The organism is Bacillus sp. NP247 (assembly GCF_018966865.1).
Lineage (GTDB): Bacteria > Bacillota > Bacilli > Bacillales > Bacillaceae_G > Bacillus_A.
The window spans coordinates 3,853,365-3,878,742 of record NZ_CP076653.1; the positions used below are offsets into that span (position 1 = coordinate 3,853,365).

The window sequence follows — 25,378 nt, forward strand, 5'->3', positions numbered from 1 at the left end:
TGTTTGAAAATAAAAGGGCTAACATTTTTTTGGAGGGTGGAAGTATGAAAAAAAAGATACCAGTTTTTGTAGCATCAACAGTAGCAATGAGCATGATTTTAGGGGCATGTGGCTACCAAAAAGATGAACCGCAAGCGAACGCAAAAGGGGATAGCGGGAAAAGCGGTGCGAAGCAAGTTATTAATCTAACAGAAGTGTCTGAAATTCCGACAATGGACACAACACTTGCCTCGGATGCTGCTTCTTCAAAAGTTATGAATAATACAATGGAAGGGCTATATCGACTTGGGAAAGGCGATAAGTTAGTTCCAGGTGTAGCGAAATCCCATACGAAATCTGAAGATGGTAAAAAATATACATTTAAATTGCGTGAAGACGCTAAATGGTCGAATGGTGATCCTGTAACAGCAAAAGATTTTGTATATGCATGGCAAAGAGCTGTTAACCCGGATACGGCAGCGAAATCAGGATATATCATGCTAGATGTGAAAAATGCAGAGAAAATTAATAAAAGAGAGCTATCACCGGATCAATTAGGTGTAAAAGCGATAGATGATTATACATTAGAAGTTGAATTGGATAATCCAGTTCCATATTTTCTTGATTTAACGGTGTATCCACTATTTTTCCCATTAAATGAGAAGTATATGAAAGAACAAGGAGAAAAATTTGGTCTGGAAGCAAATACAACTTTGTATAACGGTCCATTTGTATTAAATGAATGGAAACATGAACAAAGTTTCCAGTTAAAGAAAAATCCAACCTATTGGGATCAAAAAGAAGTGAAATTAGAAGAAGTTAATTTTAATGTTGTAAAAGATACAGGAGCAGCTGTTAATTTGTATAATACGAATGCGATTGACAGAGTTGGTCTATCAGCGGAATTAGTTGATAAGTATAAAGGGCAAAAAGATTTTAAAACAATTAATGATCCAACTGTGTTTTTCTTGCGTTTTAATCAAAAAAATCCAGCGTTAGCTAACAAAAATATTCGTAATGCTATTTCTAGTGCATACGATCGAGATGGTATTGGTGAGGTTATTTTAAACAATGGTTCTAAGGGAGCTTATGGTTTAGTACCATCTGATTTTGTTAAGGGACCAGATAAGCAGGATTTCAGAAAAGAAAATGGAAAACTTTCAAAAGTCGATGTGAAGGAAGCTAAAAAATTCTGGGAAGCAGGAAAGAAAGAATTAGGTAAGGATAAAATAGAACTAGAATTTTTAAACTTCGATAATGAAGAATCTAAGAAAATTGGTGAGTATGTAAAGGGAGAATTAGAAAAGAATTTACCAGGTCTAACAGTAACGATTAAGATGCAACCATTTGCACAAAAATTAAAACTTGAAGATAGTGGACAGTTTGATATTTCATTTACTGGATGGGGACCTGATTTCCCTGATGCAATCACATTCCTGGATATGTTTATAACAGATGGTTCACAAAATAAAATGAGTTATTCTAATGCCCAGTATGATGACCTTATTAAAAAGGCAAAGCAAGAAGGTTCAGATGTAAAAGGACGTTGGAATGACCTGTTAAAAGCGGAAAAAATCTTATTTGAGGATGCAGCAATTGCACCAGTATTCCAACGCGGTAGATCTATATTAGAAAGAGAAACAATTAAAGATGTATATATCCACAAATATGGTGGCGAATTAAGCTTTAAGTGGGCATCTGTAGAAAAATAAAAAAAAGCAGGCTAACCGCCTGCTTTTTTTTAATACGTACGTTTTTTATAAATGCTTTTTCCGCCAACTTGGTTCCAGCCAGATTGTACATCTAAACTTTTGTTAACAAACTTCATTTTTTCTTTCCCACCAAAGAGTTTTTCACCGATGCTATTTGTAATGACACCAATCAATGCTGTTATTCCGATGATGAGGGTAGCAACAATGATAAAATCAGTAAAAAAAGCGATCATATGCAAATTCCCCCTTTGCCTGTCTGTATTTTTATTGTATGAGATAAATGGTAAAAAAGAAAGAAATGTCAGAAAAATATTCAATTTACTTTAGAAAGCATATAGACATGAGTGAGGAGATTTGTTAAGATGAGAACGAATGTTCCTTTTGTTTCTAACCTTTAGAGTCTTACATTTCTCAATCGTTTTGTCGGGAAAAGGTAAGAAAACGCTCTCTTTTTGATAGGGAAGATTATGAAACTGTAATTGTATATCAATTGAAAATTATTGTAGAAAGTAAGTATCAAAAGGGTTGAAGAACGTTGTTAAAGGACAGTTTTACTGAGTGTAATCATGTTACATAGCAGTGGAGTACACGGAGAATTTTTCTCAACTAGCAGTAAATTCACTGTATATTTCTTGCAAAAACTATTGTATAATGATTATAGAAGTTACTTATTAAAAGTAATTATTGTTGCTTACATGAATTGCGATTTTTTACTTTGCTATAAGACAAGTTATCGCGAAAAATTGCGGAAGTTAGAAATTTAAACTGTAATTAGTACAGAATTTGTACTCTTTAAGGAGAGTGAGCTTTGTATGGTAACATTATATAGTTCTCCAAGCTGTACGTCTTGTAGAAAGGCGAAATTATGGCTAGAGGAAAATCATATTCCTTATACAGAACGTAATATTTTCTCAGATCCATTAACGATTGATGAGATTAAAGAGATTTTACGTATGACAGAAAGCGGAACGGATGAGATTATTTCTACTCGTTCAAAAGTTTTCCAAGAATTGAATGTGAACTTAGAGTCTTTACCACTTCAAGATTTATATAAGATGATTCGTGACTATCCAGGTATTTTACGTCGTCCAATTATGATTGACGAAAAACGCCTTCAAGTAGGTTACAACGAAGACGAAATCCGTCGTTTCTTACCACGTACAGTAAGAACGTTCCAATTACGTGAAGCACAGCGTCTTGTAAATTAATTATAATAATATGAAAACCTTCTACCTATTATAGAGTAGAAGGTTTTTTTTTACTGTTTAACATTACGTAATCGTACTTGTTGAACGATAAAGCCTATGCATAAAATCGTGAAAATGAACAAATAAGGGATACTTGCGGTAAAACTAGGATTATGATGAAAAAACGTTGCAAGTCTGTCTTCATGTGTAATCATTTTTCCTGCTGTATAGGCGAGAACTGCTGCTCCGCAATAGATGAGAAATGGAAAGCGTTCCATGAGTATTAAAATAAGTTTGCTTCCCCAAATGATAATCGGGATAGAAATGAATAAACCGATAATTACGAGTGAAAGTCTTCCGTGAGCTGCTCCTGCAATGGCAATAACATTGTCAAACCCCATAACGAGATCCGCAAATACAATTGTACGCACAGCTTGGAATAAAGTTGTTTTTCCTTTGATAGAAGAAAGATCGTTGTTATTATCAGTTAGTAAATTTACCGCAATTAATGTGAGTAAAATTCCGCCGATGAGTTGTAAAAATGGGATATCAAGTAAATAGACAGCTAGTATTGTGAGGAGAATTCGTAGCACAATTGCTAAAATAGTACCAATCAAAATGGCTTTATTTCGTTTTGATTCAGGTAAATTTCGGCTAGCTAGCGCGATGACAATTGCGTTATCGCCACCTAGTACAACATCGATACCGACAATCATTAGTACGGATGTTAAAAACTCTAAGTCCATTCGTCTGCCTCCATTTATGATGTTTTAATAAGCGAAATATATGTATGTGGTGAAGAAAGTTTGTCTAGTTTTGATTCCGCGCCCCCGGGGACAAAATAATCACCTCTAATAGAAGTTTCACTTTATTACAGTGTACGAGGGAATATGGGAATGTATGTCCAAATTTTTTGTAAGCAGTGAATTGGTATAATGGTATATTTATCCCGATTGGTGCGAGCTAATAATTAGTGGAGGATGAAAAAAATACTGATTAATGTTTCACTTTATGTAAACAGTCGAATACAGATAGGTATATAACTATTTTTGTAAAATAAATCGATTTTATTTCCATTCTGGAGAATCTTATCATAAAATGAGAGTACAAGAATCTATTGTTTTGTCATATGAGTGGGGAATCCCTTCATAACAATTCCAAGCAGGAAGGGAGAGTTGTATTTTGGATATTGAAAGAATTAATGACCATACAATGAAATTTTTTATTACGTACGTTGATATAGAGGACAGAGGGTTTAACCGTGAAGAAATTTGGTATGATCGCGAACGAAGTGAAGAGCTCTTTTGGGAGATGATGGACGAAGCTCGTGATCATGATGATTTCTTTATCGATGGGCCGTTATGGATTCAAGTGCAAGCAGTCGATAAAGGGATTGAAGTACTTGTAACGAAAGCGGAGCTTTCAAAGGATGGACAAAAGCTGGAACTACCAATAGGTGTGGATAAAATTATAGACATTCCTCTAGATGAAGGCATCGAATCATTATTCCAGCAAGAATTAGTGGAAGAGGTAGAAGAACAAGTAGGAACAAACTTTAATGAAGATGGTACGTTTGGCTTTTTAATTAAGTTTAATGATTTTGAAGATGTCATTTCATTAAGTCATCGTCTTATCTTTGAAGATATAAAAGATGAATTGCATTCATTTGAGGACCGCTATTATGTATATGTTGAATTCGATGAAGTGCTACATGAAGAAGAAGAAATTGATCGTATTTTAAGTATTGTTTTAGAATATGGAGAAGAATCTACTTTAACAATTCACCGTGTAAGCGAGTATGGGAAACAGGTTGTGAAAGAGCGTGCGCTTGAGACAATTCGCAACAATTTCCCTCCTAAAATGTAGGCCGATTTCTATAGTATGAAATCGGCTTTTTTTATGAAGAATAGGAAGGTTTTCTTATTTAGGGGGTAAGAGATGAAAAATACACTAAAACTACTTTTCTTTTTTCTACTACTGTTCGCAGTATTTGTTTCATTACGCATGTTTATTGATGTAGCATTTTATTCGGATGTCATTGGGATAAAGGATTTTTCGATTTTAGGTATTATTAGTATTTTATTTACGGTTTCCGCATTTTTAATTGGATGTGTTATTTTCTTAGAAAACCGCCATCCGTCAAAAACACTTACGTGGTTAATCGTACTAGGTATTTTTCCAGTATTCGGTTTCTTTGCTTATCTTTTATTTGGACAAAACTTTCGCAGAAAAAGAATGTTTCAAAAGAAGGCATTACTCGATGAACAGGCGTTTTTACAATATAAGGGACACGAAGATTACGAAGAACGGATTTTACGAAATCATAAGCATCAAGAATTGTTATTTCGTTTAGCAGATCGACTAGGTGCTTTAAATATTTCGTTTCAAACTGAAACGAGGACATTAACAAATGGAGACGAAACGTTTCAGGAAATTTTAGATGGGTTAAATCGAGCGAAACACCACATTCATATGGAGTATTACATTGTGCGTGATGACAAGCTAGGTACAGAAATTAAAGATATTCTAATAAAAAAATCCAAAGAAGGCGTTGTCGTACGTTTTTTATACGACGCGGTTGGAAGCTTTAAATTATCAAATTCGTATATTGAAGAATTGAATGATGCAGGAGTAGAAATGATTCCATTTTTCCCTGTGCGCTTTCCAATTTTAAACGATAAAATTAATTATCGAAACCACCGGAAAATCGTTATTATAGATGGAAATGAAGGGTTTGTAGGTGGATTAAATATTGGTGATGAGTATTTAGGGAAGGATAAATATTTCGGTTTTTGGCGAGACACGCATTTATATTTACGCGGTGAAGCAGTTCAAAGTTTACAGCTAATTTTCCTTCAAGACTGGTTTTATATGACTGGTGAGGCGGTATTAGCACCTGAATATTTACAAGCGGAAGCAGTTGAGGGTGATCATTGGGGCGGAGTCCAACTTGTTGGAGGTGGACCGGATAATAAATGGGAAACAATTAAACATTTATATTTTGCAATGATTGCTTCAGCTAGGAAATCGATTTGGATTGCAACACCATACTTTATTCCAGATGATGATATTTTATCTGCATTAAAAGTAGCTGCACTTGCTGGTATTGATGTTCGTTTGTTAATGCCAAGTAAGCCAGATAAGCGGACTGTCTTTTATGCATCAAGATCGTACTTTCCGGAGTTATTAGATGCAGGAGTAAAAATATATGAATATGAAAAAGGTTTTCTTCATAGTAAAGTTGTCATCGTGGATTCTGATCTCGCATCAATTGGGACAGCTAATATGGATATGAGAAGTTTTCATTTAAACTTTGAAGTAAATGCCTTTTTATATGATACAGGTAGCATTCGAAAGCTCGTTCAAGATTTTAAAGACGATTTAGAAGAATCCAGTGAAATTCATGTTGACCGATTTCATAAGAGACGTCTTCATAGGCGGATTGTTGAATCGACGTATCGGCTATTATCACCTTTATTATAGAAAGAGATGTCCTAATTTAGGATATCTCTTTTTTTGAGAGGAATTTGTAGTAAATTGTAGAATACAAGAAGTTGAAAGGGTGTGATGGTAATGTTTATTGCAAGGAGAGAAAACGGAGAAAAAATTCATCTATTATATAACCGGGATGAAGAGCGTTTACGCGAAATGCGTAAACGAGAAAAATTCTTTTGTACAGCTTGCGGAAAAGAAGTGCAAATGAAATTAGGGAAACAGAAGCGCTGGCATTTTGCTCATAAGAAAGTGGATTCATGTCTTACCTTTTATGAAGCAGAATCTATGTATCATATGCACGGTAAAGAATTGTTATATAGATGGTTAAAACGTCAAGATTTTCATGTAGATATAGAGCATTATCTGCCGGTAATCCAGCAACGGCCAGATATTTACGTAGAGAGAGCGGATAGAAAAATTGCGATTGAATATCAATGTGCAAATCTCTCCATAGAGCAGCTGTATAAGCGAACGTATTCGTATTGGAAAGCTAGTATACAAGTCATCTGGATAATCGGTGGAAATCAGTTGAAAAAGCAATCCACCTATTGGATGACATTCTCCTCCCTTATGGCTTTCTCCTTACAACCTTATCCTCAGCCATTTCTTATTTTCTTTTGTCCGAAACAAAAATTGTTTATGAAATGCGCATTTATCACTCCGTTTTCTACAAATGTCTCTTTCTCACATACTATTTATTTACCAACTGATACGACTACTGTTGACATGCTCTTTTCTCCCGTTCCTTTCCGAAAAGAGGTATTAGGAAAAGAATGGAAGAGAAAAAAGAGCCATTTTCGGCAAAACGCTCTATCTATCTGGAATTATAATCATAAGTCACTACTCCGCCTCTTATATCAATATAAATGTACCCCAGCGAGTTTTCCCTCTGAAATCGGTGTTCCGCTCCCATCCGCGTTTGCTTTTCAAACAAATCCATTTATATGGCAAGCTTTTCTTTATATGAAGTGTATAGGTATGCTTAAGGTAGGGGAGTATATTTCCTTGCAATACGTATGTAACTATGTAGCAAAATATACGAAGAGGCGCCTACTTCCGTATTTTGCACAACATATATGGAAGGTAGCAGTTGCGGAGTATATGACATTTTTATGTTATGCAGGTGTATTAATAAAAATAGGTATTAATAAGTATCGAAAAATAAGAGATGTTGTGGTGGTAAAAACAGAGGAAGAAATTATGAAATATGATGAAATTTGCTTAGCTCATGCACTATCTCTATTTGAGACAAAGTACAACATGAGAGATGGAAAAGGGGATATAATAAAGACTGATCGTGAAGGAATTACATAAGAAAAATCGAATTGTACTTAAGTAGAGATATTATAAGGAGGGCTTAAAGAATGGCTGAACAAAATACAGTAAAATCATTACCAAATCGCAATGAGATTGAAGAAGCAAACACATGGCGATTAGAAGATATTTTCCAAACAGATGCAGAATGGGAAAAAGAATTCCAAGCTATTAAAGAGCTATTGCCAAAGTTAACTGAATTTAAAGGGAAGCTTGGCGACTCTGCAGACAATTTGCTTGAGGCATTGCAATATGAAGATGAAATTTCAATGCGATTAGGTAAGCTATATACATATGCACATATGCGTTACGATCAAGATACAACAAACTCTGTGTATCAAGCATTAAATGATCGCGCAACAAATTTATACTCACAAGTATCTAGTAGCACAGCTTATATCGTACCTGAAATTTTATCTATTTCAGAAGATGCATTGCAAACATTCTTACAAGAAAATCGAGAACTAAGTGTATATGAGCATGCATTAGAAGAAATTACACGTCAACGCCCGCACGTATTATCTGAGGCAGAAGAAGCGTTATTAGCAGAAGCATCTGAAGTGATGAGTGCATCAAGTAATACATTCGGTATGTTGAATAATGCGGATTTGAAATTCCCATCTATTAAAGGTGAGGATGGAGAAGAGGTAGAAATAACACATGGTCGGTACATTCAGTTTTTAGAAAGTGATGATCGTCGTGTACGGGAAGATGCATTCAAAGCTGTATATGAAACGTACGGGAAATATAAGAACACATTTGCAAGTACGCTAAGTGGGGCTGTGAAACGTAATAATTTCAATGCGCGCGTTCGTAAATACGATTCTGCACGTCAAGCTGCATTAAGTAATAATAATATTCCTGAGGCGGTGTATGATCAACTTATTGAATCGGTAAATGATAATTTACACTTACTACATCGATACATTGATATTCGTAAGCGTGCTCTAGGTCTTGATGAGCTTCATATGTACGATTTATATACACCACTTGTACCAGAAGTGAAAATGAATGTGAAGTATGAAGAAGCGCAAGAAATGTTATTGAAATCTTTAAATGTACTTGGTGATGAATATGTTGAAATTTTAAAAGAAGCATATGAAAATCGCTGGGTAGATGTATATGAGAATAAAGGAAAACGAAGCGGAGCATATTCATCTGGTGCATACGGAATAAATCCGTATATTTTAATGAACTGGCATGATAATGTAAATAATTTATTTACACTTGCTCATGAGTTTGGTCATTCAGTGCATAGTTACTATACAAGGAAGACACAACCGCACGTATATGGTGATTATTCAATCTTCGTTGCAGAGGTAGCATCAACTTGTAATGAAGCACTTCTAAATGATTACTTATTGAAGACGACAGAAGATAAGAAAGAGCGTCTATATTTATTAAATCACTATTTAGAAGGTTTCCGTGGTACTGTATTCCGTCAAACAATGTTTGCAGAGTTCGAGCATATCATTCATAAAAAAGTACAAGAAGGACATGCCGTGACGCCAGATATGTTAACGGAGATTTACTACGATTTAAATAAGAAATATTTCGGGGATGCTTTAGTAATCGATAAAGAAATCGGTTTAGAATGGTCTCGTATTCCGCACTTCTATTACAACTATTACGTATATCAATACGCAACAGGATTTAGTGCAGCGACAGCTTTGTCAAAACAAATTTTAGAAGAGGGACAACCAGCAGTAGAACGTTACATTAACGAATTCTTAAAAGCTGGAAGCTCTGATTACCCAATTGAAGTGTTGAAAAAAGCAGGAGTAGATATGGCATCGCCAGAACCTGTAAAAGAAGCATTACAAGTATTTGAAGAGAAGTTAAATGAATTAGAAGCACTATTGTTTGAAGAGAAGTAATAAGAAAAGACGAGGGATTTTATCCTCGTCTTTTTGTTTGAAACATTTGTTCAAAAGTATTGTGTGTCGATATTTGTCGAAAAAATAAAGTGATTTTCTTTATTTTTTCTATAGTATAAGGGATCTTCACGACTTATTTTTGGAGTTAAAATCCTTTAAATCGTTTTCTATAGTTGAAATAAGAGACAGCGATGACGATAACCCCGAATAAAAGAGGAAAGGCAATAATTTTAGGAAAAGCTTGTAATAGAGAGAGGATATATAAGAAAAAAGAAACAATAACACATAGAAAGATAAGAAAAATATGAGATTTTTTCATAAGGAAACCTCCTAAATTGCTTTTTTTATAGCTTATTCAAGAATGAAAACGTTTAGAATGTGACAAAAGTGTGAAATTCGACAAAAGGGGTTGTCATCTGACGTCGAATCTTGTAATATAATAAGCGTGAACGAATTCACATACAAACATATACCCCTTTGTTTGAACGTGAAAATTTCTCCCATCCCCTTTAATATTTTTATAAGCCGTAAAGAAAAAGACCTGGTGTTTACACCAGGTCTTTTTCTTTTGCTATCCATTTCCAATAACGCTCGCACTTCACTTCAATCATTTGTACTTTTCGTTTTAGTTGTAATTTTTTTAGTTCGCGTTCTATTTCTTGCTGAGGGCAGTCATATATAAATGAGATTTCCTTTGAAGAAATAAATTGTGTTACTTCTAGTAATACTTCTAAAGGAGGTAATGGCTCTGGCTCAATCTCGCATTTTACAAGTTCTTTTAATAGCTGTACGTATACATCATAGGAATAAATTCCTGCGATTTTAATACCTTCCTCATCTGAATTTGCATGAAAAAATAGGAGGGAAGGTATTTCTGTAATATGCATCTCATTTGTGAATTTCAGGTCGCATTGGAAAGCCTTTTTTGCGCTAACTGAGTGTAGGTCTTTTTTAAATTCCTCTACATCAATGCCGCTATCTTTAGCACATGTAAGCAATAATTCACAGTCAGGGTTTGATACATTTTCAAGAAGAATGTATTCTTGGAGTTTTCGCAAAAACTTCGAACCTGCTTTTCGGCCTTGCAACTCCGCCGCCTTAATTGCCATCGAAACTAAATACGGTGTTGACGATGCCTCTTGCATATGTACTTTTCCATCACATGAAAAACCTTGTAAACTTGTTGTTTTTTCCCACACAAATCGAATATTAGCAGGTTTATTCCATTTGTGTGAGGAAGCGTTTGCCCCGTCCACTTTTCCTGTTACGATATGACGAATAGAGAAGTATTTCCCATATTCAAGCCATAGTTTAATAATAAATGGCTCGATATCCCAACAATCTTTACAAAGTGGATCAATAAATAAATATGCTTCTACAGACTTATGCTCGCATGTGGAAGGAGAAGGCATATTCATATGCTTTGCTTCCTGCTTATCCATTACGCTTCACCTGTTTCATTTGGAGTATTGACCATATGTTGAGCAGTTAATGCTAAACGCTCGAAAACAAACTCTCTTATATGACCGTGCACTCCTGTATCATCCATTGCTTGCTCCATACATGATAGCCAAGCTTCTGCGCGTTTTGGAGTAATCTCAAACGGAAGATGGCGTGCTCTTAGCATAGGATGCCCATGTTCTTCAGTGTATAAATTAGGACCACCTAAATATTGTGTTAAAAATTGTTTCTGCTTCCTAGCGGTTTCTGTTAAATCATCCGGGAAGATCGGAGATAAGTCAGGGTGTTCACTGACATAGGAATAAAATGTATCCACTAATGTTGCAATGCATTGTTCACCGCCAATTGCTTCAAATGGTGTCATCGGTTGCTTGCTCATCCTTTATAAACTCCTTTTTCCATGAAATGTATATCTATTGTAGCAATGGAATGTTATGAAGAGCAACTAAACAGCCTTCATAACATTCTTTGCTTATTCTATATGTTGCTAATAAATCTTAACTTTCCAAAAAGGTGAAACATAGTCACCAGTAAATCACTTCTGCACTGATGGAAATTTTACTTTAGCGCTCTTCGTTTTGTTTGGCAAGGAAAAAGCGTTTTACTTTGTTATTTGTATGACGAACTGGTACGTTATGTTGCTTTAATAACCTTATAAATGCTGCTTTACCGGTCTTTTCATCTTGCACTTCGTATTCGATTTCATAATCATCGTGATTGTAATAGAAACTATGATCAAAGACAAGTGTTCCGCCTTCAAATAATGTTTCAGCTCTTTCTGTTGTTAAACTTCCCATATAAGTTAAAGAGGAAACGGGAATTTGTAATTTGTCTAGCTGATCCATGACAGTTCCTTGAATGATTGCGTTTGTTTCCATCATAAGTTTGGCTTCTTTTTCTGTTATAGATTGATGGGTTTCTAATAAACCAATTTCAGCAGGTTGTTTTAATGTTAATGTATAAGTTCCATCTTTATGACGAATACGAAGAGCAGATCCCGTATCTTTTAAAGAAAATTGAGGTGTTTCAAAGTAGTGATTCACTTGTTTTGTAAATGCTTCAATAGAAAAAGATTTGCATAATGTTTGGAATTCTTCCTCTGTAACCATATTTTTAAATTCAATTTCAATTTCTTGTGTCATTGTATGCGCTCCTTTTGAAAAATAATTCTTTACACATTATCGCTTTTTCGCAAATTCGGTTCAATGTTTTATTTGTTTGCGTCCATGTTATGATACAATAATACTGTTAAGTAAGACAGGAAGTTGAGATGGAGGAGTTCGAGCATGCAAAATAAAATTCAAGTTAAGAGCGTAGAAACGAGAGAGAATGCGCTTATTTTTTGTGCGGAAAATACTGAAATAGAGGTAAAGGAGTTAAGTGCGCGTAATCACGTACTTGTAGACTCAGACAATTTATCATTTTTATATATCTTAGAAAATGAATCATCTTTCATTTATGTAAGTATTCCGCATACATGCTGGGAAGCAATGCATGAAGCGATGAATAAAGATGCAGCGATGTTTATTCGCGTGAATGATGTTGAAATAGAATTAGAAGGATTAAAAGAAGAAGTAGAATATTTAGTTGAAAATATTGAAGGTAATGCAAATTACGGAGAAGAACTAGTAACTGCTGTAGAAAAAGTGTTTCTATAAGCAAATGGATTGATTTTGGTGGTGGTTGAAATGAATCGTAATTGGGAAGAATTTTTAGCACCTTATCACCAAGCGGTGGCGGAGCTGAAAGTGAAACTAAAAGGAATGCGTACTCAATTTGCAATGTTAACGGAGCATTCTCCAATTGAGTTTGTAACAGGAAGGGTAAAGTCGGTTGCAAGTATTATTGATAAAGCGGAGAAGAGAAATGTACCGCTAGACCGGCTCAGAGAAGATATGCAGGACATCGCGGGCCTTCGAATGATGTGTCAATTTGTTGATGAGATTAAGCCTGTTGTAGAATATCTTCGAAAACGAAATGATTTTGAAATTGTGGAAGAACGTGATTATGTAACGCAAAAGAAAGATAGCGGCTATCGCTCTTACCACGTTGTCATTAGTTATCCTGTTCAAACGATACAGGGAGAAAAAAAAGTGTTAGTTGAAATTCAAATTCGCACGTTAGCAATGAATTTTTGGGCAACGATTGAGCATTCTTTAAATTACAAATATAGTGGACGTTTTCCTGAAGATATTAAAATACGCTTACAACGTGCAGCGGAAGCGGCGTTTTTATTAGATGAAGAAATGTCTTCCATTCGTCTTGAAATTCAAGAAGCGCAAAAGGTCTTTTCACGAAAGCAGGAAACGAAAGATTCTGAATCATAAACTAAAGGGTGTTGGGCGATGAAATTTACAATTATGTCAAAGGGAGATCAATCATCAGATACATTAGCAAGTACGATGAAAGAATACTTGCTAGACTTTGGATTTATAATGGATGAAAAGGAACCTGACATTGTAATTTCTGTTGGGGGAGATGGAACGCTTTTATATGCATTCCATCGTTACTATAATCGATTAGATGAAACCGCATTTGTTGGTGTACATACAGGGCATTTAGGTTTCTATGCAGATTGGTTACCGACGGAAGTAGAGAAGTTGGTGATTGCAATCGCTAAAACCCCATTCCAAGTAGTCGAATATCCGCTTTTAGAAGTGATTATTCGCTATGTGAATGGTAGTAAAGAGTCGCAGTATTTGGCGATGAATGAAGCGACTGTAAAAAGTGCAGAAGGTACATTAGTAACAGAAGTGGAAATACGCGGAGAGTATTTCGAAACGTTCCGCGGAGATGGCCTTTGTATTTCTACTCCTTCAGGAAGTACCGCGTATAATAAGGCGCTTGGCGGAGCAATTATTCACCCTTCTATTGAAGCGATTCAAATTGCAGAAATGGCATCTATTAACAATCGTGTATTTCGTACGGTAGGTTCGCCGCTCGTACTGCCGAAGCATCATACATGCGTTTTAAAGCCGGCTGTAGGAATGAACTTGCAAATTACGGTGGATCATTTGACGATGGTTCATCAAGATGTGAAATCAATTCAGTATCGCGTTGCAAACGAGAAAGTACGATTTGTTCGTTTCCGTCCGTTCCCATTCTGGAAACGTGTTCGTGACTCGTTTGTTGCAGATAAATAGAGAGGGTTTATATATTTGAACAGATTTACATTGAAATGGGATATAAGGCTGGCTGAAGAGGGAACTTTAGTTAGAGAATTTTTGAAAGCAAAAGGGATTTCGAAAGCTGCTTTAACGGATATAAAATTCCGAGGCGGAGCAATTGAAGTAAACGGTCAACACACGAGTGTTCGTCACAAGTTACAAGCTGGTGAAGAGTTACAAGTCTTTTTTCCAGTGGAGGAAAGAAGTGAAGGGATGGAAGTGGAAGAGATCCCTTTATGTATCGTATATGAAGATGATGAGGTTCTTGTTATAAATAAAGAAGCAAATATGTCGACGATTCCGTCTAGGGAGCACCCGTCAGGAAGTGTTGCAAACGCACTTTTATATCATTATGATAAACAAAATCTTGCAAGTACGGTGCACATCGTGACGAGGTTAGACCGTGATACTTCAGGGCTTATGTTAATTGCGAAAAACAGATTCGTTCACCACCTTTTATCGAAGCAGCATCAACAAAAAGGGGTGAAACGAACATATGAGGCAATCGTTCATGGGACTATTTTAGAAGAAGTAGGAACGATTGATGCGCCAATCGGACGAAAAGCGGATAGTATTATCGAGCGAACTGTCTGTAAAGATGGTCAAAGAGCTGTTACTCATTTTAGAGTGATAGAAAGTTCTTCCGATAAGACGCATGTATCGCTTGAGCTCGAGACGGGAAGAACACATCAAATTCGTGTACATATGGCATATATAGGACATCCGCTACTTGGGGATGATTTATATGGCGGCCGAAGAGATGTGATAAAACGCCAAGCGCTTCATAGTACGTCTTTGACGTTTTATCACCCTATTTTAGAAAAGGAAATGACTTTTACCGTAAGTATCCCAGATGACATGCAATCCGCTTTACATAACAATTAAAAGGGAACAAAATTCTTATTGAACGAAGAATTTTGTTCCCTTTTTTTAGCGGAATAATATTAAAATTTGATTTTCACCAGTACGTTTTATAACGAAAAAGCCACTTTCAGCTTTTGTAGCAATGCCGTCATCATTTGGACGACAATACCCGTGTGTTTCGCAAGTGCCGTCATCACGTACTAACATTTGTCCAATTAATCCGACAGGAAGCCACTCAGTACGGTCTTTTCTTGATATATACTTACAAGCTGGATCCCATTCTGTATTTAAAAGGGGCTGTATTTCTTGTTTGTTAGTACGTGTATATTGACGTTTTCCGAAGCTATCTGTTTCATAGCGTTTTTGCCAACTTAAAGCACCGCTATTTCCTATGAGAGCAGGAGTGGCGCTAGATATTCCTAATATGAATGAATCATTTGAAGTAGCTACCCGGATTTTTTCTTCACTACTAAATGTAACGAAATAGCCGACATCAATAGGTTTGTGGTCTGCTGTTTCAAACATTTGTGCAAAATCTGTTCCGCTTGCATTGTAAGAAGCACCATCGATATACATTTCTCCGTTATGAGCAAGCCATTTTGCCCCTATATTATGATTGGTTTCACTTGTGCCATTCGCAATAAACCAAGAATAAGCTTCTTCTGCTGTGCCGAAGCGCCCCATAATATGACTACCTGCAAAATTAGCTGTTGATGTATGAGTTCCTTCCGCATGAGATGAGAATCCATTAGCGATAGTTGCGGTTCCTTCTGCGTGTGCTGCTTCACCTAAAGAAATTGTATGTTTTCCTTCCGCGTGAGAATAAGAGCCGCCTGCTGTCGTTTCACTTCCTTCACTATGCGAACTATGTCCAGTTGCCTTTGTTTTTGTCCCTTCTGCATGAGAAAAGGGACCCGTTGCATGTGTAAGAAGTCCTTCTGCATGTGAAGCGATTCCATCAGCTTTAGAGTGAAGTCCTTGTTTATATGCGTGACGAGCTCCTTTGTTATTTTCTTTTTTTATAGGTGTAGGTACAGGCGCCTGAGTAGGGGCGGATCTTTCTATTTGTACATCATTGCCCGAGATTAATGCTTCTTTTATTTTTTTTACTTGATTTATAATAGTAGCTGGAATTTCTGGTTGTACTTTTTCCTTTATTGCTGCAGGAATGCTTTCTTCTATATTTTCTTGTATCTTTTCCGAATCGAGAACAGGTTCATCATTATTAGAAGCGAGCTTCTTTTTTTGTTTTGCTTTTATTTTCCTGCTATCTATAATTCGCCTCATAACAGCATTTTCTAAAGAGACATATTTTTCTCTCGGTTTGCTTTTTTTTGATGACTCTTGTTCTTCTATAGCAGCAGCTCGAATACTGCACCAGTTGTTAATTCCATACATGGGATGGTATAAAGGATGGAATTTTCTTTTTTGTTTAGAAGATTTTTTCTTCATTCCGTCACCTCCTGCGACAGTATATGCCGTGCAATTAAAAAAAGATGCACTTTATTGCATCTTTTTTTAATTGCTTTATCTAGTTTTAGTGTGGAATATGTCTAGAAAACACCAGGATCCTCTGCAAATCGTGAATTGTATTAAGTAGAGGTATTTATCCCGCTATTTGCGGGCTAATAATCAGTGGGGGATGAACAAAACCCCTACTGATTAAAGTTTCATTTTATGAAATTGGACGGAACTTTTCAGGGACAAAAGGTAGGGAAGAAGGGACAGAAACGGTCTCCAACTCAGGGTAACGTAGTCCAGTTAGTTTACCACCAAAGACAGCACCAGTATCAATATTGACTGTATGATTCACAAAGCGAGGTTCATTGACAGGTGTATGTCCATAAACAATCCATGTTTCACCCTTATACTCTTTCGCCCAATCTCGGCGGACAGGTGAGCCGTCAGGGTGTTTTTCGCCTGTAATATCACCATATAATACAAAGGTTTGTACTTTTTTATCTTGTCTTCCTATGTAATCTTGCCGAATACCAGCGTGACAGACGATTAAATTTTTTTCATCCAGTATGTGATATAGCGGTGATTGTTCGTAAAGAGTAATGAATTTTTCTTTTATTATTTGTTGCTTATTAGAAGGCAATGCTTCATATTCTGCAACAGTTGTTTCGAGCCCATGAGCGATTGTAACATTACGTCCAAGGAAGAAACGATACAGTTTATTACAGTGATTCCCTGGAGCATAATAAGCATCTTTTCTATTTATTACGAGCTCCCATACAATTTCAATCATCCGTAATGAATGAGGACCTCGGTCTGTAATATCACCAACGAATGCAAGCCTTCGTTTTGCGTTATGAATTGGGATACCACTATCCCAGCTATACCCTAGTTTCGTTGTTAAATCTTGAAACTCTTGGAAGCATCCGTGAATATCACCTATAATGTCATATTTCATATTTAAACCTCCAGCTCATTTTTTTATTAGTATATCTAAAATGTACATAGAAAAAAACCATACCGTTTTTCGGTATGGTTCATTTAAACATAAAGATTTTAGTTCTTGAGCGTACGTTCAAAATAAATCCAATAGCAACCATATATGTGAGCAGTGAACTCCCGCCGTAGCTCATAAGAGGTAATGTTATTCCTGTAATAGGGAGTAAGCCAATTGTCATCCCGATATTTTGGAATACTTGGAACGTAAACACTCCGATTGTACCAGCGCAAATATAACTACCGAAAGGTTCATTGCTTTCTAAAGCGATATGGATCATTCGGTATATGAGTAAGAAAAAAAGTGAAATAATGATACTTGCTCCTAAAAAACCGAATTGTTCAGCGATATTTGTGAAAATAAAATCTGTGTGTGGCTCTGGAAAATATACTTGTCCATTTTCCCATCCTTTTCCTTGCATCTCTCCTGATCCAGTAGCTAAGAATGCTTGTCTTAATTGGTATCCTTGTGCGTCATATTCATAAGGTGCAAGCCAACCATAGAAGCGATTTAATTGATATTCTTTTAGAATGTGCTCTTTAAAGAACTCTGTATGCGTGAAATAAATATATGTTAAGGTAGAGCCTATGGCAAAAATACCGGAGGTTAATCCGAGGATAAAGCGCCAACGTATACCAGAAACTAAAACCATTGTTGCAAGCATCGCTGAAATAACCATTGTGTTTCCTAAATCAGGTTCTTTTGCGATTAGAAGTAGAGGAGGTAAACTAGCTGCAAATATTTTTAAAAGTAAAATGAAATCTTCACGAGTTGTCCGAAAAAGGTATTTTTCATTATGATTCGCTATAATTCGTCCAACGACGATAATCAAAAATAATTTCATAATTTCAGAAGGCTGAAAGTTTCCAATCCCTGAAAGTGTGTACCACGCGGTAGCCCCTTTAATTGTAACGGCGCTAGGAACTTGAAGTTCTAGGCCAATTAGAAGTATGAGTGCAAAGCTATATAAATACCAAGCAATTTGTTTATAGCGATCGAAATCAATAACCATAATAACACCAATGGCGATAAATCCAATGGCATACCATTGGATTTGTTTTAATACAAAATTTACGTTTTGTAAAAATGGTGGTAAAGAAGCTTGTGCACTTGCAATAGCAAAGCAACTAACAGTCCCGATGGCAAATAAAATGAATATTAATATGTAGTCTATTTGATATTGAGGGTTCGGATCTTTCACTGTATGAATTCCTTTCTACTCCTCTTTATATTAGTGGATTTTAGTTGTTGCATCACGTATTTTAGAATGTATGAACTATACGCGTTATTCACATATAGTTCATACATTTTTGTTTTCGTAGCACCGGCTAATGATTCAGCTCTTTTATAATTATATCCAAACAATGGGAAAGACGTACATGTGCATCTGGAATGGGATCTGGTATACTGTGATAATATATTAAGGAGTTTTTACACCATTGGTAAGCGCTAAGTAGGGCTATTCTATAGTCCTTAGTATTTTGTAAAAAGCCATATTCTTTTGATGTTATAATGAGATGCAGAAAATCTTCAGAGCCTTCAAGGAGCTTGTCGTGTATTTGTTGCCCAGCATGGTAGCGAAATTGACTTAACGGCTCAGATATATACACTGCATCTCCTTTAGAAAGTAGAGAAATCCAGGATGCCATATCGACACTACAAGCATATGGTCTATCTTGTAGTGTTCCAAAAGGTTCAGTGAGTAACTGTTTTCTAAACAGAATAGTTGTAGGCTCACCGATAATGTTATGGCCATCTCTTAACATCCAGTCGCCTAAAAATATTCCGTTTAATTGAATGTCTTCGCTATATAATCTTTGTGTTGGATGAGCATCTCCAATTAAATTTCCCTGATCATCAATACGTACTCGATAAGAGGTTATAAGAGCGAGATTTTTATTTGTGTCTTGCTCAAAATAAGCCATCATTTTTTGTATTTTATGATTATAAAACACATCATCGTCCATTAAAAAATTTATATACTCCCCATTAGATTTCTCTAATAGCATAAGATCGTTATGAAATTGTCCTAAAGTAGTGGTATTTCGAATGTATGTTATATTTTTATAATTAGGTAAATACTGTTCATTTATTAAGATCTCTGTTTCATCATTTGTACTATCGTCCCCAATAATAACTTCAATATTCGGATAACTTTGCGCTAATGCACTTTCTAGAGCAATTTTGAAATAATGTGGTCGATTATAAGTGGGAATAAGGATGGAAACGAGAGGTGACTTTTTTTTATTATTCATACGAAACTACCTTTCAGAAGCTTTTTTTGTAAGAACGATATCTTGATAACTTGTATACTCATTTCTGCCGCACCATAAACCATAATGCGGTTTATTAATTACCTCTAAGCCATGTTTATTTAATAAGATGCGGATATCTTCTTCAGGATAGGCAACTGCGAAATTAGGAATATCTTTATTCAAAACATAACAATTTTCAATTTGATGATAAAAACCTAATGTACTTAGCCCTGAATTTAAGTAATAGGATGATTCAGGGTTAATGAGAAAGAAGGTAATAAAACATCTCCCATCTTTTTTTAGAACACGTACAATCTCAGATACGTAATGTTCTAATTCTTTCTGAAGGAGATGGGTAAATACAGAAGTTAAAAAAATAAAATCGAATGAATCGTCTTCATATGGAAATTTGTATTGAGAAGCATCTTCTTTTCCTTCTGGGTTGTAGAATTGATTATATATATCAACGTGTTCAAAATGAAAATTGCTACGGGCAGCTGAAATATTATTTTTGCACCATGTAATGCCATCTTTAAATAAATCAAATCCATAATAAGCTCCATCATCGCTTAAGTAATTCATTAATGGGACCGCCATTCGGCCGACACCACAACCTACATCTAACACTGTTTCATTGGATTTTAAACTACCAATTTGAATAAAATGTTTTATGAATTCTTTTCCAACCTTTTGAAAGTCGCCCCCTACATATTGGACGAGTTCGGGAGGTGGGATTAATGCGATTTTTTTTTCAAGCTCGCTCATAATTTCACTCCTTCCTTGTAGTAAACAGGGAACCAACATTTTTAATATGCAGCTACCATTTTATGGTGGGAGGGGAAACGATATTAGAACTGTTGCGATATGTAAAAAGCTCCCTAGAACAACTGGAAATAGTAATGGGAGCCTTTGTTTTTATTTATCATGCTATTGGCGAAGGCCAATAATTAGTGTGAGATGGAGAAACCTTAACTGAATAAAGCTTCGCCCTATTCTTTTCGCCAATAAACACCGAATACATCAATTTTAGTAATGGGTGCTTTTAAGTTTCTTTGATTTCTAAAGTCTGTCACAGCCTCAGCGCATGGTGGTAGTCCGTAATCATCAATAATAATATAGCCACCTGTTGAAACTTTATCGTATAAGTTTACAAGACCATCCATTGTTGATTCATACATATCACCGTCAAGGCGAGCAATTGCAATTTTTTCTATCGGTGCTGACGGTAAAGTATCTTTAAACCAACCTTTTAAAAACTTTACCTGGTCATTTAATAAATCGTATTTTCTAAAGTTTTCTTGTACTTGTTCCAAAGAAACACGTAAATAATCAAAGCTGTGTAAGTAATCGCCGAAATCTCTCGGGTATTGTTCTATATTTGGTGTTGGGAGGCCCTCAAATGAATCGGCAACCCATATATTGCGATCAGTAATGTTATTTGCTTGTAAAAACCCATTCATAAAAATGCACGATCCCCCGCGCCACACACCTGTTTCAATAAAATCACCTTCTATATTTTCACGGACAACTGTTTCTAATGCTTCATGTAATTGATTCATGCGTTCCCGGCCGATCATACTGTGTGCTGCTCTTGGCCAATCCATTCCGTCTTGACGTTCGCTTTTTAAAACGTTAGGTTTAATAATTTTTAAATTATGATTTTCTGCATATTGTTTAATAAATAAAGGGAGTGGAACTGTAACGGGTTCGTATGGAAGTTCCTTAGATATATGTAACGAAGCAGGTAAATATGGCTCATACTCTAGCCATATTTCAAACAGAATTGTTTTCTTTAACAACTCGAGATAAAGCTGGACAGCAGATTTATTTTCCATATAGATGCCTCCTGCGAAATGTCATACAACAATATGATTATGTAGGTAGTGAAGGTTTCATGATTGAATTCATAATTGAAAAAGCAGTAAAACTGATATCAGTTTTACTGCTAAGTAAAAAATTAAGCAATTTTTTCAATAATAATTGATGCACTAGTACCAAGAGCTAGCGATAAGCCAAGTCCTGTAACAACTGCTTCAACCATTGATGGAGTTATTGTAATTTGTGTAATCGCTTGGATAACGAGAGGTGCTCCAAGTGAGATTAAACTTGTTCCGGCACCTGGTACATTGACACCGTTAACTTGAATTGCAAGGCTACCTAATACACTTACTAATGCAGTATATGCGATAACAGTAATTTTGTAGAATCCAGTTTCACTTATGATGAAAGTATCGGCATCTAATTGAGAAATTGCTGTACCAAACTGAGATCCAACAGTATTAAATGGTACTGGCTCATTAATTCCAAGAGCTACGCTAATTGTAGCAGAGTTAAATGCGTACAATCCTGCTGGAAGTCCTAATCCAGATGGTCCAGTCGGCCCGGTAGGTCCAGTCGGTCCAGTAGGTCCAGTAGGTCCAGTAGGTCCAGTAGGTCCAGTAGGTCCAGTAGGTCCAGTCGGTCCAGTCGGTCCAGTCGGTCCAGTAGGTCCAGTAGGTCCAGTCGGTCCAGTCGAACCAGTCGAGCCAGTAGGTCCAGTCGAACCAGTAGGTCCAGTTGCGCCAGTACCGCTAGTCGGCCCGGTAGGTCCAGTCGGTCCAGTCGGTCCAGTAGGTCCAGTCGGCCCAGTCGCGCCAGTCGCGCCAGTACCGCTAGTAGGTCCAGTCGGCCCGGTAGGTCCAGTAGGTCCAGTAGGCCCGGTCGGAAGGGTAAATGGCGGTATTGGTGGTAAAGTTGGTCCTACAAGATTAGGGTCAAATGCACTAGCTGATAAGGATTCATCTGGATTTAAGCCGTCTGAATAATTATTATTTGACATAAATTCACCTCCATAAAGCTTTCATTATATAGTAGATGCAAAACCGTAAGAAAATGACACGGACATTTGAATTATTGAAAAGAAATCTTAAATAGCTTGAACAAGTTAAAAAAATGGAAAGTTTATTGTATGTATAACATATGATTGAGTTGGAAGAGGGTGATTATGTTGAACAAGCAAGGAATTACAATTAGTCTATGTATGATTGTTCGAGATGAGGAAAATACAATAGATCGATGTTTGGACGCGGTAGAAAAAATCGTGGATGAAATTGTAATAGTTGATACAGGTTCTGTTGATCGAACGAAAAAAAATGTAGAAAAATACACTTCTAACATATACGATTTTCAATGGATTGATGATTTTGCAGCGGCTAGAAATTTTGCTTTTTCAAAAGCAACACAAGAATATATATTATGGCTAGATGCGGATGATGTTTTATTAGAGGATGCTCAAGAATTACTGAAAACATTAAAACGAGAGTTAGATGGTAAAGTTGACGCTGTTTCTATGCCTTATTATCTTGTAATGGATTCTAATGGGAAACCTTTATATTGCACAAGAAGATATCGACTTGTAAAGCGTGAAAAACAGTTTCAATGGTTTGGAAAGGTACATGAGTATTTGGCTGTTTCTGGTGAGATTTACAATAGTAATGTCGCTATTACACATAAAAAGGAAAAAGAAGTAACGAATCGTAATTTAAAAATTTTTCAAAATGCTGTAGCAGCTGGAGAAGAATTAAGCCCGAGAGATTTATTTTATTACGGTAATGAATCTATGGATAATCAAAAATATGACGATGCGGTTCTGCTGTATGAAACATTTCTTAATCAAGAGGAAGGATGGCATGAAGAGAAAATTTATGCATGTGGTAAGTTAGGGGATTGTTATGCGAAGTTAGGAGACTGGGAGAAGGCAGTTGAATCTTGTACGAAGTCGTTTCGTTATGGTATTCCTAGAGGAGAAAATTGTACAAGAATAGGATATATATATATGGAACAACAAAAGTATAATGAAGCGATATTTTGGTTTAAGCTAGCAACTGAAGTGCCGCTAGCAGAGGATAGTCCTTTTCACAGTCCGGCTAGTTATACGTGGATTCCATATTTGCAAATGTGTATTTGTTATAGCAGATTAGGAGATCAAGATAAAGCTTATTATTATAATGAATTAGCAGCTTCTTATGTTCCGAATAATGCTGCGATTGAATATAACCGTAAATATTTTAGAGGCGTCTATGATAAACAATATAAAATGTGATTTGTTCTATTTTTAGGAAATGACTTGTCGCTATTCTAACGATAGTAGATTGGCTATATATTAGAGTATCGGTAATGCAACCAATAGAGATGGCATCCTTTGTAGAATGTATTTTATTTATATTTCAAATTCAATTTGCATAAGGAGTGTGTGAAATGAATCGGGAGAAAAGTTCTTTATACGAAGAAAAAGCTGAACATTATTATAATGCGGCAAATCCTAATTTATTAAAGCATATAAAAAAGGAATGGCAAGAAGTTCTTGATATTGGCTGCTCGAGCGGTGCATTAGGAGCGGCTATAAAAGAAAATGGAGCACGTGTATCAGGAATTGAAGCGTTCCCAGAGGCTGCCGAAAAAGCGAAAGAAAAACTAGATCATGTTATTTTAGGTGATATAGAAACAATGGATCTTCCTTATGAGAAGGAACAATTTGATTGTGTCATATTCGGGGATGTATTAGAGCATTTATTCGATCCATGGGCTGTCATAGAAAAAGTAAAACCTTATATAAAACAAAATGGAGTTATTTTAGCTAGCATACCGAACGTTGCTCACATTTCAGTGTTAGCTCCTTTATTAGCGGGAAATTGGACGTATACAGAATATGGTTTATTAGATAAAACACATATTCGTTTCTTTACATTTAATGAGATGTTACGAATGTTTTTAAAAGCGGGCTACTCTATTAGTAAAGTAGATCGTGTATATATCGATCACAAAATGTATGAACCACTAATTGAAGAGTTATATGGGATTTGTAAGAAATATCGTCTTGGAAGTGGCTTCATGGCTGAGACGGTTGTATTTCAATATATTATTGAAGCAGAAAAATCACAACTATGAATAATCCTGATAAAACGATTTTGATGGTGATATGTGTAAATGATTCGAAATTGTATGCACAATGCGTGAGACATATATTGAAATTGGCAGTACCTCCAGGATATAGTGTACAATTCATGCCAATTCGCGGTGCAAAAAGTATGACGAGCGGATACAATCAAGCACTTTCGAATCCAGCGAAATATAAAGTGTATTTACACCAAGATGTTTTTATTGTAAATGGGGCTTTTTTATTTGGATTAATTCAATTATTTACGGAACACGAGCATCTTGGGATGATTGGGATGGTTGGAGCCCAGTATGTTCCCCCGCACGGTGTATGGAACGAAGGAAGAGGGATAGTTGGGAAAGTAATTGGTTACATGAACGAGTTATTTTATATGGCTAGTTTAGAGCAACCATTTCATGAATCGAAAACATTTATTCCAGTGGAATGTATTGACGGTTTATTGATGGCGACACAATATGATATTCCGTGGCGAGAGGACTTATTTGATGGGTTTGATTTTTATGATGTATCCCAATCGTTTGAATTTAAAAAAGCTGGGTATACAGTCGGTGTCCCCGTGCAGCGTGATGCTTGGTGTATTCATTATCATTTTGATGTAAATATGACGAATTATGAAAAGTATAGGAAAGTGTTCGTGGAGCATTATATGTCAGATGTAAATAAGGAAGAATGAAGG

Annotated in this window: 26 protein-coding genes; 13 read left to right on the forward strand and 13 right to left on the reverse strand. The window is 36.0% G+C overall.

The window, feature by feature from the left end; genetic code table 11:
• Positions 1–44: 44 nt before the first annotated feature.
• Positions 45–1,691 (forward strand): peptide ABC transporter substrate-binding protein, encoded by a 1,647-nt coding sequence (locus KPL75_RS20065; protein WP_219917480.1) that lies wholly within the window; start codon positions 45–47, stop codon positions 1,689–1,691.
• Between the two features lie 29 nt (positions 1,692–1,720).
• Here the strand turns inward: KPL75_RS20065 and KPL75_RS20070 are convergent, their stop codons facing one another.
• Positions 1,721–1,924, reverse strand: coding sequence for a hypothetical protein (locus tag KPL75_RS20070; protein WP_219917481.1), 204 nt, complete (start codon positions 1,922–1,924; stop codon positions 1,721–1,723).
• A 579-nt stretch (positions 1,925–2,503) separates the two neighbouring features.
• On the opposite strand from KPL75_RS20070, the gene spx reads away from it, so the two are divergent.
• Complete coding sequence (gene spx, locus KPL75_RS20075; RefSeq protein WP_002011348.1) at positions 2,504–2,899, forward strand: transcriptional regulator Spx; 396 nt, start codon at positions 2,504–2,506, stop codon at positions 2,897–2,899.
• A 50-nt stretch (positions 2,900–2,949) separates the two neighbouring features.
• Here the strand turns inward: spx and KPL75_RS20080 are convergent, their stop codons facing one another.
• On the reverse strand, positions 2,950–3,624 hold the full coding sequence (locus KPL75_RS20080; RefSeq protein WP_219917482.1) for a TerC family protein: 675 nt from the start codon (positions 3,622–3,624) through the stop codon (positions 2,950–2,952).
• A gap of 436 nt (positions 3,625–4,060) precedes the next feature.
• Between KPL75_RS20080 and mecA the strand changes: the two genes are divergently transcribed.
• The 4 genes from mecA (at position 4,061) to pepF (ending at position 9,564) form a co-directional block, all read left to right on the forward strand.
• Entirely contained in the window at positions 4,061–4,744 is a 684-nt protein-coding gene (mecA, locus tag KPL75_RS20085; RefSeq protein WP_219917483.1) for an adaptor protein MecA, read from the forward strand.
• Positions 4,745–4,816: 72 nt separating this feature from the next.
• Positions 4,817–6,361 (forward strand): cardiolipin synthase, encoded by a 1,545-nt coding sequence (locus KPL75_RS20090; protein WP_219917484.1) that lies wholly within the window; start codon positions 4,817–4,819, stop codon positions 6,359–6,361.
• Between the two features lie 90 nt (positions 6,362–6,451).
• Positions 6,452–7,687: a competence protein CoiA gene (locus KPL75_RS20095; protein ID WP_219917485.1), complete on the forward strand. Its 1,236-nt coding sequence runs from the start codon at positions 6,452–6,454 to the stop codon at positions 7,685–7,687.
• A 50-nt stretch (positions 7,688–7,737) separates the two neighbouring features.
• Positions 7,738–9,564, forward strand: a complete 1,827-nt coding sequence (gene pepF, locus KPL75_RS20100) for an oligoendopeptidase F (RefSeq protein ID WP_219917486.1) — start codon at positions 7,738–7,740, stop codon at positions 9,562–9,564.
• Between the two features lie 145 nt (positions 9,565–9,709).
• Here the strand turns inward: pepF and KPL75_RS20105 are convergent, their stop codons facing one another.
• The 4 genes from KPL75_RS20105 to KPL75_RS20120 form a co-directional block, all read right to left on the reverse strand.
• Complete coding sequence (locus KPL75_RS20105; RefSeq protein ID WP_000748141.1) at positions 9,710–9,883, reverse strand: hypothetical protein; 174 nt, start codon at positions 9,881–9,883, stop codon at positions 9,710–9,712.
• A gap of 229 nt (positions 9,884–10,112) precedes the next feature.
• Positions 10,113–11,006, reverse strand: a complete 894-nt coding sequence (locus KPL75_RS20110; protein WP_219917487.1) for a ClpXP adapter SpxH family protein — start codon at positions 11,004–11,006, stop codon at positions 10,113–10,115.
• Entirely contained in the window at positions 11,006–11,404 is a 399-nt protein-coding gene (locus tag KPL75_RS20115; protein WP_219917488.1) for a globin domain-containing protein, read from the reverse strand. The genes KPL75_RS20110 and KPL75_RS20115 overlap by 1 nt, the downstream gene beginning before the upstream one ends.
• A 184-nt stretch (positions 11,405–11,588) precedes the next feature.
• Positions 11,589–12,167, reverse strand: a complete 579-nt coding sequence (locus KPL75_RS20120) for a CYTH domain-containing protein (protein ID WP_219917489.1) — start codon at positions 12,165–12,167, stop codon at positions 11,589–11,591.
• A 144-nt stretch (positions 12,168–12,311) separates the two neighbouring features.
• On the opposite strand from KPL75_RS20120, the gene KPL75_RS20125 reads away from it, so the two are divergent.
• The 4 genes from KPL75_RS20125 to KPL75_RS20140 are packed head-to-tail and all read left to right on the forward strand — an operon-like array spanning position 12,312 to position 15,077.
• The gene (locus KPL75_RS20125) at positions 12,312–12,683 is read left to right on the forward strand and encodes a UPF0738 family protein (RefSeq protein WP_219917490.1); all 372 of its coding nucleotides are present in this window, start codon (positions 12,312–12,314) and stop codon (positions 12,681–12,683) included.
• A gap of 30 nt (positions 12,684–12,713) precedes the next feature.
• Positions 12,714–13,352, forward strand: a complete 639-nt coding sequence (locus KPL75_RS20130) for a GTP diphosphokinase (RefSeq protein ID WP_001081481.1) — start codon at positions 12,714–12,716, stop codon at positions 13,350–13,352.
• An 18-nt stretch (positions 13,353–13,370) separates the two neighbouring features.
• Positions 13,371–14,168: an NAD kinase gene (locus tag KPL75_RS20135; RefSeq protein ID WP_000673193.1), complete on the forward strand. Its 798-nt coding sequence runs from the start codon at positions 13,371–13,373 to the stop codon at positions 14,166–14,168.
• A 15-nt stretch (positions 14,169–14,183) separates the two neighbouring features.
• Positions 14,184–15,077 (forward strand): RluA family pseudouridine synthase, encoded by an 894-nt coding sequence (locus KPL75_RS20140; protein ID WP_219917491.1) that lies wholly within the window; start codon positions 14,184–14,186, stop codon positions 15,075–15,077.
• 45 nt (positions 15,078–15,122) lie between these two features.
• Here the strand turns inward: KPL75_RS20140 and KPL75_RS20145 are convergent, their stop codons facing one another.
• The 7 genes from KPL75_RS20145 to KPL75_RS20175 all read right to left on the reverse strand — a co-directional run bounded on the left by KPL75_RS20145 (position 15,123) and on the right by KPL75_RS20175 (position 22,584).
• Entirely contained in the window at positions 15,123–16,508 is a 1,386-nt protein-coding gene (locus KPL75_RS20145) for a peptidase G2 autoproteolytic cleavage domain-containing protein (protein ID WP_219917492.1), read from the reverse strand.
• A gap of 223 nt (positions 16,509–16,731) precedes the next feature.
• Positions 16,732–17,472, reverse strand: a complete 741-nt coding sequence (gene prpE, locus KPL75_RS20150; protein WP_219917493.1) for a bis(5'-nucleosyl)-tetraphosphatase PrpE — start codon at positions 17,470–17,472, stop codon at positions 16,732–16,734.
• A gap of 79 nt (positions 17,473–17,551) precedes the next feature.
• Positions 17,552–18,712 (reverse strand): FtsW/RodA/SpoVE family cell cycle protein, encoded by a 1,161-nt coding sequence (locus KPL75_RS20155; protein WP_219917494.1) that lies wholly within the window; start codon positions 18,710–18,712, stop codon positions 17,552–17,554.
• 127 nt (positions 18,713–18,839) lie between these two features.
• Positions 18,840–19,766 (reverse strand): glycosyltransferase family 2 protein, encoded by a 927-nt coding sequence (locus KPL75_RS20160; RefSeq protein ID WP_219917495.1) that lies wholly within the window; start codon positions 19,764–19,766, stop codon positions 18,840–18,842.
• A 6-nt stretch (positions 19,767–19,772) separates the two neighbouring features.
• On the reverse strand, positions 19,773–20,531 hold the full coding sequence (locus KPL75_RS20165) for a class I SAM-dependent methyltransferase (protein ID WP_219917496.1): 759 nt from the start codon (positions 20,529–20,531) through the stop codon (positions 19,773–19,775).
• Positions 20,532–20,755: 224 nt separating this feature from the next.
• Positions 20,756–21,601 carry a TylF/MycF family methyltransferase gene (locus tag KPL75_RS20170; protein WP_219917497.1) on the reverse strand — a complete coding sequence of 282 codons (846 nt, stop codon included), beginning with the start codon at positions 21,599–21,601 and terminating at the stop codon, positions 20,756–20,758.
• A 122-nt stretch (positions 21,602–21,723) separates the two neighbouring features.
• Positions 21,724–22,584, reverse strand: coding sequence for a BclA C-terminal domain-containing protein (locus KPL75_RS20175; RefSeq protein ID WP_219917498.1), 861 nt, complete (start codon positions 22,582–22,584; stop codon positions 21,724–21,726).
• A 165-nt stretch (positions 22,585–22,749) separates the two neighbouring features.
• Here KPL75_RS20175 and KPL75_RS20180 point away from each other — a divergent pair, with 165 nt between their 5' ends.
• The 3 genes from KPL75_RS20180 to KPL75_RS20190 all read left to right on the forward strand — a co-directional run bounded on the left by KPL75_RS20180 (position 22,750) and on the right by KPL75_RS20190 (position 25,375).
• Complete coding sequence (locus KPL75_RS20180; protein ID WP_002149800.1) at positions 22,750–23,847, forward strand: glycosyltransferase; 1,098 nt, start codon at positions 22,750–22,752, stop codon at positions 23,845–23,847.
• A 155-nt stretch (positions 23,848–24,002) separates the two neighbouring features.
• Positions 24,003–24,692, forward strand: coding sequence for a class I SAM-dependent methyltransferase (locus KPL75_RS20185; RefSeq protein ID WP_219917499.1), 690 nt, complete (start codon positions 24,003–24,005; stop codon positions 24,690–24,692).
• Positions 24,689–25,375 (forward strand): glycosyltransferase family protein, encoded by a 687-nt coding sequence (locus tag KPL75_RS20190; RefSeq protein ID WP_219917500.1) that lies wholly within the window; start codon positions 24,689–24,691, stop codon positions 25,373–25,375. The genes KPL75_RS20185 and KPL75_RS20190 overlap by 4 nt, the downstream gene beginning before the upstream one ends.
• Positions 25,376–25,378: the final 3 nt, after the last annotated feature.

Bases quoted from the DNA above. Each gene is read 5' to 3' on its own strand.
- KPL75_RS20065 (WP_219917480.1), top strand. From the start codon at position 45: ATGAAAAAAAAGATACCAGTTTTTGTAGCATCAACAGTAGCAATGAGC.
- KPL75_RS20070 (WP_219917481.1), bottom strand. From the start codon at position 1,924: ATGATCGCTTTTTTTACTGATTTTATCATTGTTGCTACCCTCATCATC.
- spx (WP_002011348.1), top strand. From the start codon at position 2,504: ATGGTAACATTATATAGTTCTCCAAGCTGTACGTCTTGTAGAAAGGCG.
- KPL75_RS20080 (WP_219917482.1), bottom strand. From the start codon at position 3,624: ATGGACTTAGAGTTTTTAACATCCGTACTAATGATTGTCGGTATCGAT.
- KPL75_RS20090 (WP_219917484.1), top strand. From the start codon at position 4,817: ATGAAAAATACACTAAAACTACTTTTCTTTTTTCTACTACTGTTCGCA.
- KPL75_RS20095 (WP_219917485.1), top strand. From the start codon at position 6,452: ATGTTTATTGCAAGGAGAGAAAACGGAGAAAAAATTCATCTATTATAT.
- pepF (WP_219917486.1), top strand. From the start codon at position 7,738: ATGGCTGAACAAAATACAGTAAAATCATTACCAAATCGCAATGAGATT.
- KPL75_RS20105 (WP_000748141.1), bottom strand. From the start codon at position 9,883: ATGAAAAAATCTCATATTTTTCTTATCTTTCTATGTGTTATTGTTTCT.
- KPL75_RS20110 (WP_219917487.1), bottom strand. From the start codon at position 11,006: ATGGATAAGCAGGAAGCAAAGCATATGAATATGCCTTCTCCTTCCACA.
- KPL75_RS20115 (WP_219917488.1), bottom strand. From the start codon at position 11,404: ATGAGCAAGCAACCGATGACACCATTTGAAGCAATTGGCGGTGAACAA.
- KPL75_RS20120 (WP_219917489.1), bottom strand. From the start codon at position 12,167: ATGACACAAGAAATTGAAATTGAATTTAAAAATATGGTTACAGAGGAA.
- KPL75_RS20125 (WP_219917490.1), top strand. From the start codon at position 12,312: ATGCAAAATAAAATTCAAGTTAAGAGCGTAGAAACGAGAGAGAATGCG.
- KPL75_RS20130 (WP_001081481.1), top strand. From the start codon at position 12,714: ATGAATCGTAATTGGGAAGAATTTTTAGCACCTTATCACCAAGCGGTG.
- KPL75_RS20135 (WP_000673193.1), top strand. From the start codon at position 13,371: ATGAAATTTACAATTATGTCAAAGGGAGATCAATCATCAGATACATTA.
- KPL75_RS20145 (WP_219917492.1), bottom strand. From the start codon at position 16,508: ATGAAGAAAAAATCTTCTAAACAAAAAAGAAAATTCCATCCTTTATAC.
- prpE (WP_219917493.1), bottom strand. From the start codon at position 17,472: ATGAAATATGACATTATAGGTGATATTCACGGATGCTTCCAAGAGTTT.
- KPL75_RS20160 (WP_219917495.1), bottom strand. From the start codon at position 19,766: ATGAATAATAAAAAAAAGTCACCTCTCGTTTCCATCCTTATTCCCACT.
- KPL75_RS20165 (WP_219917496.1), bottom strand. From the start codon at position 20,531: ATGAGCGAGCTTGAAAAAAAAATCGCATTAATCCCACCTCCCGAACTC.
- KPL75_RS20170 (WP_219917497.1), bottom strand. From the start codon at position 21,601: ATGGAAAATAAATCTGCTGTCCAGCTTTATCTCGAGTTGTTAAAGAAA.
- KPL75_RS20175 (WP_219917498.1), bottom strand. From the start codon at position 22,584: ATGTCAAATAATAATTATTCAGACGGCTTAAATCCAGATGAATCCTTA.
- KPL75_RS20180 (WP_002149800.1), top strand. From the start codon at position 22,750: ATGTTGAACAAGCAAGGAATTACAATTAGTCTATGTATGATTGTTCGA.
- KPL75_RS20185 (WP_219917499.1), top strand. From the start codon at position 24,003: ATGAATCGGGAGAAAAGTTCTTTATACGAAGAAAAAGCTGAACATTAT.
- KPL75_RS20190 (WP_219917500.1), top strand. From the start codon at position 24,689: ATGAATAATCCTGATAAAACGATTTTGATGGTGATATGTGTAAATGAT.